This window comes from Phenylobacterium sp., from assembly GCF_036495085.1.
GTDB lineage: Bacteria > Pseudomonadota > Alphaproteobacteria > Caulobacterales > Caulobacteraceae > Phenylobacterium.
On the sequence record NZ_DASXNL010000096.1, the window covers coordinates 40605 to 53396 of the forward strand.

10 protein-coding genes and 1 tRNA gene are annotated in these 12792 nt (G+C 68.0%); 6 read left to right on the plus strand and 5 right to left on the minus strand.

The genetic code is table 11. The features are described 5' to 3' along the window. Positions 1 to 10 precede the first annotated feature (10 nt). Positions 11 to 526, minus strand: a complete 516-nt coding sequence (locus tag VGI62_RS11195; protein ID WP_331504568.1) for an FAS1-like dehydratase domain-containing protein — start codon at positions 524 to 526, stop codon at positions 11 to 13. A 301-nt stretch (positions 527 to 827) separates the two neighbouring features. Between VGI62_RS11195 and VGI62_RS11200 the strand changes: the two genes are divergently transcribed. After that, positions 828 to 1484, plus strand: coding sequence for a peroxiredoxin (locus VGI62_RS11200; protein ID WP_331504569.1), 657 nt, complete (start codon positions 828 to 830; stop codon positions 1482 to 1484). A gap of 104 nt (positions 1485 to 1588) precedes the next feature. On the opposite strand, the gene VGI62_RS11205 is transcribed toward VGI62_RS11200, so the two are convergent. The 3 genes from VGI62_RS11205 to VGI62_RS11215 all read right to left on the minus strand — a co-directional run bounded on the left by VGI62_RS11205 (position 1589) and on the right by VGI62_RS11215 (position 5570). Continuing rightward, positions 1589 to 2653, minus strand: a complete 1065-nt coding sequence (locus VGI62_RS11205) for an alkene reductase (RefSeq protein ID WP_331504570.1) — start codon at positions 2651 to 2653, stop codon at positions 1589 to 1591. Positions 2654 to 2981: 328 nt separating this feature from the next. Next, positions 2982 to 4022 (minus strand): sulfate ABC transporter substrate-binding protein, encoded by a 1041-nt coding sequence (locus VGI62_RS11210; RefSeq protein WP_331504571.1) that lies wholly within the window; start codon positions 4020 to 4022, stop codon positions 2982 to 2984. 24 nt (positions 4023 to 4046) lie between these two features. Further along, a complete protein-coding gene (locus VGI62_RS11215; RefSeq protein ID WP_331504572.1) occupies positions 4047 to 5570 on the minus strand; it encodes a porin in 1524 nt (507 codons plus the stop codon). A 204-nt stretch (positions 5571 to 5774) separates the two neighbouring features. Between VGI62_RS11215 and VGI62_RS11220 the strand changes: the two genes are divergently transcribed. Continuing rightward, positions 5775 to 6998, plus strand: a complete 1224-nt coding sequence (locus VGI62_RS11220) for an ammonium transporter (RefSeq protein ID WP_331504573.1) — start codon at positions 5775 to 5777, stop codon at positions 6996 to 6998. A 77-nt stretch (positions 6999 to 7075) separates the two neighbouring features. Here the strand turns inward: VGI62_RS11220 and selA are convergent, their stop codons facing one another. Continuing rightward, the gene (gene selA / locus VGI62_RS11225) at positions 7076 to 8563 is read right to left on the minus strand and encodes an L-seryl-tRNA(Sec) selenium transferase (protein WP_331504595.1); all 1488 of its coding nucleotides are present in this window, start codon (positions 8561 to 8563) and stop codon (positions 7076 to 7078) included. 5 nt (positions 8564 to 8568) lie between these two features. Between selA and selB the strand changes: the two genes are divergently transcribed. The 4 genes from selB to VGI62_RS11245 all read left to right on the plus strand — a co-directional run bounded on the left by selB (position 8569) and on the right by VGI62_RS11245 (position 12766). Further along, complete coding sequence (selB, locus tag VGI62_RS11230; protein ID WP_331504574.1) at positions 8569 to 10497, plus strand: selenocysteine-specific translation elongation factor; 1929 nt, start codon at positions 8569 to 8571, stop codon at positions 10495 to 10497. 13 nt (positions 10498 to 10510) lie between these two features. Further along, positions 10511 to 10605, plus strand: a tRNA-Sec gene (locus tag VGI62_RS11235). A 30-nt stretch (positions 10606 to 10635) separates the two neighbouring features. After that, on the plus strand, positions 10636 to 12216 hold the full coding sequence (locus VGI62_RS11240) for a hypothetical protein (protein ID WP_331504575.1): 1581 nt from the start codon (positions 10636 to 10638) through the stop codon (positions 12214 to 12216). Positions 12217 to 12247: 31 nt separating this feature from the next. Then, on the plus strand, positions 12248 to 12766 hold the full coding sequence (locus VGI62_RS11245; protein WP_331504576.1) for a UGSC family (seleno)protein: 519 nt from the start codon (positions 12248 to 12250) through the stop codon (positions 12764 to 12766). The last annotated feature ends 26 nt before the right edge of the window (positions 12767 to 12792 follow it).

The window sequence follows — 12792 nt, forward strand, 5'->3', positions numbered from 1 at the left end:
GGCGCTCTCCTCAGGTCTTGGCGGGGGCGGGTTGTTCGACGGGGCGTTCGGTTCGCACGCCCACGCCGCGAGCGGTGACGACGAGTTCGCCCTTTTGGTCGCGGTATTCGGTGATCGATTCTGAGAACAGCAGCTTTCCCGAACGCTTGCCTTCCTTCTCCCAGGTCTTACCCGCAAGGGTGGTGGCGGTGAGGACGTCGCCCGCCCGCAGCGGGCGGTGGTACTCGTAGTGCTGCTCAGCGTGCAGGCCCCCGCCGCCGCCGCCGCCGCCGCCGCCGCCGGCCGCGCGGGTGACGCCAGTGGGGTTTTTGCCGGAGCCGAACCAGGGCTGGCCCACCTTGGGCCGCAGGAAATAGTCCGGGTCGAACTGCGCCGAGGCCTGCACGAAGGTGGGCGGGGCGATGATGCCGCCGGCCTCGGTCGCCTTGGCCGCGTCCTCGTCAACGTAGACCGGGTTCTCGTCGCCGATCGAGCGGGCGAACATCAGGATGTGCGACGCTTCCACTGGGAATTTCTTGGCGGCCATGGCGTTCCCTTCCTCGCGGCGCCGGCAGGCGTCCGCATCCACTAGATAAGCGGGGCCGATTTCCCCGCTTTAGTCTGCCGTTTTCCGCCGGCCTGTCGATCTCCGCGATCAAAAAGGGGACGCCCACCCATCAACCACCCCCAACCCCGCTGGTCCGGGCGAACTTCCTGCGCAGTCTGCGCTACCCGGCCGCGCAGCCCCGCGCCGCCAGCACATGTGAAACTGGAGCTAGTTTTACTGTGTTTGTCCGCTATGCCGGCGGCGATAATTTCCCCACCCTCCGCTGATGAGGATCCCGGCCGTGACTTTGAAGCTGAACGATATCGCTCCCGACTTCACCCAGGACTCCACCGAGGGCCCGCTGCATTTTCATGAATGGGCGGATGGCCACTGGGTCGTTTTCTTTTCACATCCGAAAGACTTCACTCCGGTCTGCACGACCGAGCTGGGGGCGGTCGCCAAGCTGAAGCCTGAGTTCGACAAGCGGGGCGTGAGGGTTCTGGGCCTCTCGGTCGACCCGGCCGATAACCATGCCCGTTGGGCCGGCGACATCGCCGAGACGCAAGGGACCGCCCCCAACTTCCCGATGATCGCCGACACTGACCTTTCGGTGTCCAAGCTCTACGGAATGCTGCCGGCCGATACCGAAGGCACGTCGGAGGGGCGCACGCCGGCCAACAACGCCACTGTGCGGAACGTCTTCATCATCGGCCCCGACAAGCAGATCAAGCTCATCCTGGTCTATCCGATGACCACCGGGCGCAACTTCGACGAGATCCTGCGGGTGATTGATTCCATGCAACTTACCGCAGCCCACAAGGTCGCGACGCCGGCCGACTGGAAGCAGGGTCAGGACGTGATTATCACCGCCGCTGTCAGTGACGACCAGGCCAAGGACCTGTTCCCTGGCTACGTCACCGTGAAGCCCTACCTGAGAACAACGAAACAGCCGGGGTAGCGCGGTCACGGCAGCCACCCCGCTTCCGGCGCGGCCAGCCGACCGGCCACCCGCACGCCCTTCGCATAGAGCTTGTCGAACTCACAACGGATCGACCGCGACGGTCAGGCGTCCGCGCCCTGCAGCGCCGGATAGTCGACGTAGCCTTCCGGTCCGGGCGTGTAGAAGGTCTCCATCCGCCAAGGGTTGAGCGGCGCGCCGGCGGCGAAGCGGGCCGGCAGGTCGGGGTTGGCGATGAAGAGCTTGCCGAACCCCACGGCGTCGGCCTTGCCCTCCGTCAGCAGCGCCTCGGCCGACGTTTGGTCAAAGCCCTCGTTGGCGATGAAGACGCCGCCGAAGGCCGCCTTCAGCGCCGGGCCTATGCTGTCGTCGGCCAGCCGTTCGCGGGCCATCAAGAAGGCAAGGCCGCGGTCTTTCATGGCCTGGGCCACGTAGTGGAACGTCGCCGAGAGGTCGCTGTCGCCCATATCGTGGGCGTCGCCGCGGGGGGCCAGGTGCAGGCCGACGCGGTCGGCCCCGAACGCCGAGATCGCCGCGTCAACCGCCTCGAGCATCAGCCGCGCGCGGTTCTCGATCGATCCGCCATAGTGGTCGGTGCGCCGGTTGGAGCCGTCCTGCAGAAACTGGTCGAGCAAGTAGCCGTTGGCCCCGTGCAACTCGACGCCGTCGAAACCGGCCCGCTTGGCGTTCTCCGCGCCGGTCCGATAGGCCTCTACGACCTCGGCGATCTCATCCAACGAAAGTTCGCGGGGGGTGGGATAGGGCTCCTTTGGTCGCAGCAAACTGACGTGACCGCGCGCCGCGATGGGGCTGGCCGAGACCGGCGGCAGGCCATCCAGGAAGGTCGGATGCGAGATGCGGCCGACGTGCCAGAGCTGCATGAAGATCAGACCTCCGGCGTCGTGCACGGCCTTGGTCGTCAGCTTCCAGCCTTCGACCTGCGCTTCGTTCCAGATGCCCGGCGTGTCGGCATAGCCCACACCCAGCGGCGTGACCGAGGTCGCCTCAGTGAGGATCAGGCCGGCCGAGGCCCGCTGGCGATAGTATTCCGCGACCAGCGGACCCGGGGTACGTTCGGCGCCCGACCGGGATCGTGTCAGCGGCGCCATGACGATGCGGTTCTTCAGCGTCAGCGAGCCGATCTGCAGAGGATCGAACAATGAAGGCACGGCCTACTCCTGGTCGGGATGGCGTTCAGCGACGGCGTCCATAGCGCCCGTCAGAAAGCTTTTGCTTCGGGGACGCAGGCTTGGGGGACTGGACCTGCGACGTCAACCCGCCGCCCAGCCCTTGATCGACACATGCGGGATTCGTTGCAACGGCTGCGCTGGTCGAAGAAGCGATTGCGTGGCCGGGCTAGCCCGAGGTTCTCGCAGGGTCGCGCCTCTCAGTGCAGAAGACGCCACGACGCTGCGACTCGGACATCGCCTCGTTGACGATGTCGTCGGGGCCATCTGGTCGGTAGGGCGACATGATGTTGAAACCGTCGGCCCCTCCTCACGTCGGCTTATAGATCTGGTCGAACAAGGCCCCGTCGGCGAAGTGGGCGGCGCCGGCCTTTCTCCAACCGCCGAACGCCTGGTCGATGGTCGCCAGCGGGATCTGCCTAAAACTGCCGGCGTACTTCGCGACTGCGGCCGCTTCGCGCGGCCGGAAGTGGTGTTTGCCGATGATGTCCTGAGCACGGGGGCTATAGAGGAAGTTGAGATAGCCAGTCGCCTGGGCGCGCGTTTTGTGGCGGTCGACGTTCTTGTCCACCAACGCGACCGGCGGTTCGGCCAGGATCGAGCTGGACGGATAGACGATGTCGTAGTTCGGGCCGAACTCGTCGATTGTCAGGTAGGCTTCATTCTCCCACGACAGCAGCACGTCACCGATATTGCGCTGCGCGAAGGTCGTCGTCGCGTCGCGCGCACCGGCGCCAAGGACAGGCACGTTCCTGTAGAGCTTGGTGACGAAGTCCTTCCCCGCAAGCTCACCGCCGTGCCTGCGTCCAAAGTCGTAGGCCGCGAGATAGGCCCACCGCGCGCCGCCGGACGTCTTCGGATTGGGGGTGATGACCCCCACGCCGGGCTTAACCAGGTCGGGCCAATCCTTGATCTTCCACGGGTTTCCCTTGCGCACCAGGAACACGATCGTCGAAGTGTAGGGGGTCGAGTTGTTGGGCAGCCGCGACTGCCAGTCGGCCGGCAGCAGCTTGGCTCGCGCGGCGATCTCGTCGATGTCTCCGGCGAGGGCCAGTGTCACCACGTCGGCCTGAAGGCCGTCGATGACTGAGCGCGCCTGCTTTCCCGAGCCGCCGTGGCTTTGCTTGATGTCGAGAACCTCGCCGGTCTTGGCCTTCCAGTAGCTGGCGAAGGCGGCGTTGATCTCCTTGTACAGCTCCCGTGTCGGGTCGTAGCTCACATTCAGCAGGCCTATTGTCTTGGCCTGCGCCTGCGTCTCGCGCGCAAACAATAGCGGCGCGGCGGCCGCACCAAAGCCGAGGGCTGCGCCGCGGGCGACGATGCCGCGCCGGGTGATTTTGTTAGAGCTCATTTCAGGTCTCCGGAGCGGATTGGGTCAGAACGCGAATTGCGAGCGGAACGAGATGACGTTCACGTCTTCGCCAATGTTGCCCCCGGCCGCGTTGAGCCGGTTCACGCGAGTCCACTGGTAGTCGAGCAGGAAGCGAACAACGCTGTTCGGGTACCAATTCAATCCGACCGTGGTGATGTTCTGCTGGCCGCCCCGGATGCCCCCGGCCGGCGTCGCCGCGCCTGCGACGCCCTCGTGATCGTTCAGATCCAGCTCGCTGTAGCGCGCTGCAAGTTCCCAGGCTCCCCAGGTCCCACGCTGTGGATCGAAGGCCTTCAAGGGGCGGATGCCTACGAAGCCGCCGTTGGCGTTGGTCCATGCGCGATGTTCGCCGGTGATCGCCCAAGCGCCTTGCAGATACCAGCCTGAGAACGACGGATCGAAGGGCGAGAGGGCTGGCGCTGTGGCCTTGCGGTTCACATCGACCTGGTACCACTCGCCAGCGCCGTAGAGGTTCTTCCAGCTCGCGCCCGCTTCGAGCCCGTAGGCCGTCAGCCCGTCTGAGTTGATCGCGCCGGTGTCGACCAGCCGCACGCCGCTGACCCGCAGTTCGGGGCGCTCCTGCAGCCGCACGGCCTGGGTCGTAACCGGGCCGGCTGTCGTATCCGCAGGCTCCAGGATGCCCTGGATGTTGGCGCCCACGTGCACGTCATAGTCGGGGCCATGAATAGGATTGAAGGCCGCCCGGAAGGCGAAGCCCGACTGCTGATCGAGCTCAGGCGTCGCCGGCACGCCGACGACCTTGCCTGACCAGAGCGCAGAGGCGTACCAGCGCGCCCCGCGCGCGGTGGCGCCGACGCCTGTCCTGCCATCGCCGGTCGCAAAGCCGCGGACCAGCTCAGCGATCGCCGCTCGCTCGAGGAACAACTCCTCAGTATTGTTGGTGGCGTCTTCCAGGCCCGACGGCATCGCCCAGGCGCCGACGCGCAGGCGGATGGGCTCCTCCAGCCCAAAGGGTTTCCAGCCGGCGTATTCGAGCCAAGCTTGGTTCAGGATCGCCGACTCGCCGCCGGACCCTCCGAACTCACCCCAAAGGGCGTAGTTCCAGTCCTTGAAAGCCGTGCCATCGACACCGAGGCGAGCGCGGCGGAAGTTGGTCCCCGAGCCCAGGTCGTTGGCGGCGGTGCGCGGCTCCTCCGAATAGCTGGCAGCGTCGAACTGGACGAGCGCACGGACGGCGAGTTTGGAGCTCCCATCGGCGCTCGTGAAGGTCGGCCGCCCGTTGCTAACTGTAACGGTGGGCTGCGCCGCCTGGGTGTCGCGGACCTGCTGCACCTGGGCCGCCGACTGGGCCTTCAGGTCAGCGATCTGGGCTTCGAGCTCTTCATTGTGTCTCTCCAACGCATCCAGACGGGCGGAAAGCGCCAACGCCTGTTCCTGGCTGATGCCTGAGGACTGCGTCGGCGTGGTCGCAATCGCCTGGGCCAGCGCGGCCGGCGCAACAGAGCACAGCAGGCCAGCCAGCGCGGCGGCGTGGATCGCCCGGCGAATTTGGGTACGCGTGATCAAGCTCGGTCCCTCCAATTGAGCGAGGGAAAGCTAGGTCTCATATTCCTACTAAACGAGTAGGTTTAAGCTGAGGAGCCAATCAGAAAATCTATTTGCTGGTCGTCTCGTCGCAGCGCTCTGCCAAATCTTGAACAAGCAGCGCCTGACGGTTAGGCAGGCGAAAGCCCGTGTCGGTGACCGGTTCTACGGGTGTGGGGAAAATTCATGGGCGTCACGCCTGCCGATAGCGGCGACACCGCCTGGGTTCTGACGGCCACGGCCCTGATCCTTTTCATGACCCTCCCGGGTCTGGCGCTGTTCTACGCCGGCCTGGTGCGGGTCAAGAACACCTTGTCCGTAATGATGCACTGCGTCGCCATCGCCTGCCTGATTTCCGTCCTCTGGCTCGCCGTCGGCTACAGCCTCGCCTTCGAAGGAACCGGCCCCCTAATCGGCGGACTCGGCAAGGCTTTCCTACTGTCGGTGGGGCGCAGCGCCCGGCATGGCACGATCCCGGAGACGGCCTTTTTCATCTTCCAGGGGGCGTTCGCGGTAATCACCCCGGCGCTGATCGTCGGCGCCTACGTCGAGCGGATCAGGTTCGGCGCGGTGCTGGCGTTCAGCGGCGCCTGGCTGCTGCTGGTCTATGCGCCGGTGGCGCACTGGGTCTGGGGCGGCGGCTGGCTGGCCCAGCGGCATGTGATGGACTTCGCCGGCGGCTTGGTCGTGCACGCGACGGCGGGCGTCTCGGCGGTTGTGGCGGCGGTGATGATCGGCCCTCGCGAAGGCTTCCCGCGCGACCTGCACCCGCCGCACAATCCGGGGATGACCATGATCGGCGCCGGCATGCTGTGGGTCGGCTGGTACGGCTTCAACGGTGGGAGCGCCCTTTCGGCAAACGGCGACGCGGCGATGGCGCTGCTCGTCACGCACGTCTCCGCCTCGACGGCAGGCCTGGTTTGGGCGCTGCTTGAGCGGCTCCGGTTCGGCCGGGCGAGCATGGTCGGCATTGTGACCGGCGTTGTCGCGGGCCTGGCGACGATCACCCCGGCCTCCGGCTACGTCGGCCCGCTAGGAGGGCTGATCCTGGGCGCCGCGGGAAGCCTGGTCTGCTTCGCGGCAGTCGGCCTGATGAAGAACCGCCTGAAGATCGACGATTCCCTGGACGTGTTCGCCGTCCACGGGGTCGGCGGCATCCTTGGCAGCTTGCTTGTGGCGGCGCTCGCCAGTCCCCTCATCGGCGGGGTCGGCTATTCGGCCGGGGTCGGCATGGGTGGCCAGTTGGTCACCCAAATTACGGGCGCGGTGGCGGTGATAGGTTGGTCAGCGGTCGCCAGCATCGCGATCCTTTGGGTGGTGCGGCGGCTGATTGGCCTGCGCGCCACCGATAGCGAGATCGACGACGGCCTCGACGTCTCCCAGCACGGCGAACGCGCCTATTCGGTCTGACGGCGATGTCAGGGCAATTCACCGCCCGATGAGGACCGGCGCCAGGATCGCGGGATGAAGGGATCTGGCGCGGGGCCTCAGGATGCGGCGGCGATCGCCGCCGCCAATGCCGGAAGCTCGGCATCAGCGACAGTGCGCAGATCGAGCAGGACGAGGTCGTGCTCGATACGGCTCAGCACCCGCGTCGCGCCGATGCGTAGTCGCAAAGCAAGGTCATCTGCGCTGAAACGGAGGCTGCGCAGAGCGATCGCGCTGCTGGGGAGCGCCTGCATCGGCATGGCCCCGCCGCCTGCGTAGCCGAGGGTGTCCTTGATATGGGCCTCCAGCGCGGGGAGCTCGGCGAGACTGTTCATGAGAGCCTCCGCGCGCGTCGACACGATGGAGGCCGCCTCAGTCAGCATTCGCAGGACAGGCACCCTCAGGGTCGGGTCGGCCGGCGGCCGATAGAGGCGAAGCGTCGCGGCCAGCGCGGCGACAGAAAGTTTGTCCAGGCGCAGCGCGCGCGCCAGCGGATGTCGCGCCAAGCGATCGACCAATTCACGCCGACCGGCCACAATTCCCGCCTGAGGTCCGCCTAGCAGCTTGTCGCCGCTGAACAGCACCAGATCGACGCCGGCCTGCAGGCTGGCCTGCACCATCGGCTCGCCCTCGATCCCGTAGGGCGACAGGTCGACGAGGGCTCCGCCGCCCAGGTCTTCGACGAGCAGCAGGCCATGGGCGTGGGCGAAGTTGGCGAGCGTGTCGAGGGCGGGTGCGCTGGTGAAGCCGGTGATGCGGAAATTGCTGGGATGGGTGCGGAGGATCACCCTTGCCTCCGGATGGTCGCGGAGCGCCTGCTCGTAGTCGCGCAGATGCGTGCGGTTGGTGGTCCCCACCTCGACGAGGGCGGAGCCGCTCTGCGCGACGACGTCGGGCACCCGGAACCCGCCACCGATCTCCACCAGCTCGCCGCGCGAGACGATGACCGGCGCGCCCTCCGCGACCGCTGCCAGCGCCAGCAGAACAGCCCCGGCGCAGTTGTTCACCGCCAGCCCCGCTTCGGCCCCGGAAGTCTCGCTGATCAGCGCGCCAAGGTGGTCGTTGCGCGAGGCGCGGCGGCCGGTCTCCAGGTCGAGCTCCAGGTTGTGGTAGCCTGCCGCCGCATGCATCGCCGCGACGGCCTCCGGGGCCAGGGGCGCCCGGCCGAGGTTGGTGTGGATCACCACGCCAGTGGCGTTGATCACCGGGAACAGGGTCTCGCGCTCGCCGTCGGCCAGCCTCGCCTCGGCGGCCTTGAGCAGATCAGCGACCGTGGGAACGCCAAGCGGGTCGGCCGAAAGCTGCGCCCTCGCCTCAGCCAGGACGCGCCGCAAGGCCGCAGCCACGGCGACGGTCCCGAACCGGGCGTTCAACGGCCGCGCGGCAGGGTCGGCGCAGAGGGTTCCCACGGCCGGCAGGGCGCGGCGCGGGTCCTGAGTTGTGGTTTCACGCGCGACGGCCGGGCCTCCCTGGTGGATGCTCGACTGTACAGAGCCGGGGAGAGCGGGAGCAAGCGGATGACGGTCGTGCCTGTTCGACGAGGGGATTGCGGGTGACGGATCGGGCGCCCCTCAGTCTCGTGGTGATCGGCCACGTGAACCATGGCAAGACCGCGCTCGTCCGGACGCTGACCGGCATCGAGACCGACCGGCTCAAGGAAGAGATCGCCCGCGGCTTGTCGATCACCCTGGGGTTCGCTTGGCGCGACTACCCGGCGGGCGGCGTCGACTTCATCGACGCGCCCGGCCACGAGGACTTCATCCGCGCCATGGCCATGGGCGCCACAGGCGCACGGGCCGTCCTGCTGGTCGTGGCCGCCAACGAGGGGTTCGGCCGCCAGACCCGCGAACACCTGCGCATCGCCGCCCTGCTAGGACTCGCAGCTGGCATCGTGGCGGTGACGAAATCCGACCTGTTGGCGGACGGGGCCGAGGCCGACCTGCGCGAGCGGATCGCCGCCGAACTCGACGGGACCTTTCTGGCCGGCGAACCGGTGGTCTTCTGCTCGGCCCTGACTGGCGCAGGACTGGACGACCTGCACGGGCAGTTGCAGGCGCTCAGCGCGCGCAGTCCGCCGCCGGATCGCCTGCCCGGCGCCTGGCTGCCCCTGGACCGCGTCTTCAGCATCGCCGGGGCCGGAACGGTCGCCACCGGCACGCTGCAGGGGGGGCGGTTGACGTCCGGCGAGGCGGCCGTGCTTGAACCGTCCGGGCGAACCGTCGTTATTCGCCAGGTGCAGATCCACGGCCACGCCGTCGATGCCGCCCCGCCCGGCGCTCGGGTCGCCGCCGGCCTGCGCGGCATTTCCGCCGACGAGGTCCATGCTGGCGAGGTCCTCTGCGCGCCGGGCGCCTACGAGGCCAGCCTGGTGGCCGATGTCGCGGTGACGCTCGCGCCCGAATGCCTGCGGCCGCTGAAGGCCAATGAGGAGGTGCGGGTGATGTGGGGCGCGCGGCAGGACATCGCGAAGGTCCGTTTGATCGGCGCGAACGCGATTCCGCCCGGCGCACGGGGCCTGGCGCGGTTGCGGTTTGCCGCGCCAATAATCGCCTACGCCGGCCAGCGCGCCATCCTGCGCCGGCCCTCGCCCGCGGAAACGATCGGCGGCGCAGTGGTGCTGGACCCGGCGCCGGCGCCAGTCCGTCGCCGCCTCGACGACCATCGCGCCCTGCTGGACGCCGTCTTCGGCGGAGATCTGGATCAGGTCGCCGCCCAGTTGGCGCTTAGGCGCGGAGGAGCCCTTTCGCTCGCCGAAGTCGCGCGGCTGTCGCGGCTAAGCGCCGAGGAGGTCCTCGACCGCTTGGGAGGCGGCTTCGAACCTCTAGGCGCCGACCTGATCGCCGCCCGCGCCACGGTCGCGGAGACCCGGCGCGCCTACCTGGCGGCCGTCGCCGAGGCCCACCGCAAGGCTCCGGCCCGCGCATGGGCGCAGCTTAGCTCGATCCGCGGCGGCCTGGCCCGGGCGGCCTCCCGCGACCTCCTCGCCCACGTCGAGAGGCGCCTCGCCGCCGAAGGCGAGATTCGCCTCGAGGCCGCCCGGGTGGCGCTCCCCGGCCACGACCCCCTCGCCGCACTGTCCCCTGCCGGCCTGGCGCGCCTGCGCCTCATCGAGGCGGCGTTCCGCGATGGCGGGATGAACCCACCGGCCGTAGCCGCAGTGACCGAGCCGGACACCGACGACCAAGCCCTGATCGGCCTCCTGATCGAGTCCGGCCGCTTGGTCTCGCTGCGCAACGTCGCGCTCCGCCAAGACCTGGCCTTCCACGCCCAGGCGCTGGACGACGCGGTCGCAGCCCTTGGCGCCGCCTTCCCGCCGCCCATCATGTTCACCACCAGCGAGGCGCGCGAAGCGCTGGCCAGCTCGCGCAAGTTCATCGTGCCGGTCCTGGAGTTCCTCGACACGCGCGGCGTCACCCTCCGCCAGGGCGACGCGCGCCAGGTTGTGGAAAACAGCTTCGGGGTTCCACGGAACCCGCTCTAGTGTCGGCTGCGCTGGAGGTGACTGGAGTCTGGTGGCTTCCCTGGTCTTCAAAACCGGTGACACGTCCCAAAGGCGTGTGGTGGGTTCGATTCCCATCCACCTCCGCCATCCGTGCGACGCTGAGAGAAGGAGCGCCCGATGACCGTCACGACCTTCTCCCTGCTCGACATGGCCGGCGAGCCCCGGCGGTTCCCCACCGCGCGACCCAGCCTGATCTCGTTCGTCAAGGAGGACTGCGCCACTTGCAACTTGGCCGCCCCAGTGCTGGAGGCCTTCCACCGGGCCTGGGGCGAGGCCGCCGACATCTGGATGGTGGGTCAAACCGCCGACGGCAACGCAATCTTGAAGGACCGACACGGCCTGACCCTGCCGATCCTGGACGACAGCGCACTGCGGACCTCCCTGGCCTGGGGGTTTGACATCGTCCCGGCGGTTTACTGGATCGACGCCGACGGTGAACAGGGCGCGCCGCTCGAAGGATTCGTCCGCCAGGAGTGGGAGGCACTCTCCCATCGGATCGCCGCGGACCTGGACCTGCCGCCCGCCCCGGTAGCCTGGTCTGAACTCCCCGACTGGCGGCCGGGTTGCGGCTCGAAGCACCTCGACCCCGACATCCACGACCGCCTGCTGGCCGAGGCCGGGGGCAGTCCCATCCGGGCGCGCCGGATCGAGATCGCGCCGGCCGACGACGTCGACGAGTTCATGTTCGACCAGGGCTTCTCCGACGGCCTGCCGCTGGTGGCGCCGACCCCGGAGCGGGTGCTGCGCATGCTGTCGGGCACGACGCGCGATCCGCAGGACGTCGTCACGGTCGTCCCGCCCAGCATGGCCCCCGTGACGGTGGAGAAGATCGCCATCAACGCCGTAATGGCTGGCTGCCGGCCGGAGTATCTGCCGGTGGTGATCGCCGCGGTCGAAGCCGTCTGTACGGACGAATTCAACATCCATGGCGTCAACGCCACGACCATGGGCGCCTCGCCGGTGCTGGTGGTCAACGGCCCGATCCGCCAGCGCATCGGCATGAACATGAAGCAGGCCGCGCTCGGCAACGGCAACCGCGCCAACGCCACCATAGGCCGCGCGGTCCGGCTGGTGGTCCGCAACGTCGGCGGCGCGCGGCCCGGCGGCACCGATCGCTCGACCATGTCGAGTCCGATGAAGTTCACCATGTGCTTTGCGGAGTGGGAGGAGGGCTCGCCCTGGGAGCCGCTGCACGTTGAGCGCGGGTTCCAGCGGGAGGACTCGGTGGTCACCGCATTCGCCATGACCAGCGGCCCCGTGCAGATCGTCGATCAGGAGTCCCGCGGGCCCGACCAGATCGCCGGGACCCTGGGGCTGGGCCTTGAGGGCGTGTTCCTCTCGAAGATCCACCGGATGCCCGTCGACGCCCTGCTGGTGGTTTGCCCCGAGCACGTCAATACCTTGACGAGCGGCGGCCCCTACCCGAAGGCCCGGCTGCGCGACCGCATCCAGGCGGTCACGACCCGGCCGCTGCGCGATATGGTGGCCAATGAGGTCTCCGGCGCCGGCATCCCGCTCGCGTCCGCCGCCAAGATGACCGAGGCCGTGCTCTCCTCACCGGCGCCGAAGTTTGCCGATACCAAGTTCATACACATCGTCGTGGCCGGCTCGGAGGCCGGCAAGTTTTCTGCCGCCTTCCACGGATGGCTTACGGGCTCGGCGGGCTCGGCTGTCGTTTCGCGGAAAATCGAATGCTGATAGCCTCGCCTAAGACCTTGCGAGGACGTCCATGACGACAATCCTGGATCCCACCGACGAGAGGGTGCCCGTCGCCCGGCAGATCACACCGCGGACCGGCAACTCGCCGGGCGTGATCGGCCTGCTAGACATCTCAAAGCCGCGCGGCAACGTCCTCTTGGATGAGTTGGAGCGCCTGCTGGCAGCCCGCTTCCCCGAGGCCGAGATCAGGCGTTACGCAAAGCCCACCTTCGCCAAGCCCTGCCCCTCGGACTTGCGGCAGCAGATCAAGTCCGAGTGCAAGGTCCTGGTCGAAGCCCTCGCCGATTGAGGATCATGCACGACGTGCAGTCTGCACGACACCGTGTGGTTCGAGATCCAGGGCCTTCCCGCCGTCTCCATCGCCTCCAGCGAGTTCGCCGAAGCCGCCGAGGCTCAGCGCAAGATGCTGGGCATGGACGGCGCCCGCTTTGTGCTGGTGGATCACCCGATCCAGGACGCGACGGATGACGAAATGCGCGCGAAGGCGGCAGCCGTCATCGAAGCCGTGGTCGCGGCGCTGACCCTCTAACGCTGAGGGCGGCGGGACGGAGCTCT

Excerpts from the sequence above, each read along its gene's own strand:
- VGI62_RS11195 (WP_331504568.1), bottom strand. The coding sequence starts at position 526 with ATGGCCGCCAAGAAATTCCCAGTGGAAGCGTCGCACATCCTGATGTTC.
- VGI62_RS11210 (WP_331504571.1), bottom strand. The coding sequence starts at position 4,022 with ATGAGCTCTAACAAAATCACCCGGCGCGGCATCGTCGCCCGCGGCGCA.
- VGI62_RS11220 (WP_331504573.1), top strand. The coding sequence starts at position 5,775 with ATGGGCGTCACGCCTGCCGATAGCGGCGACACCGCCTGGGTTCTGACG.
- VGI62_RS11240 (WP_331504575.1), top strand. The coding sequence starts at position 10,636 with ATGACCGTCACGACCTTCTCCCTGCTCGACATGGCCGGCGAGCCCCGG.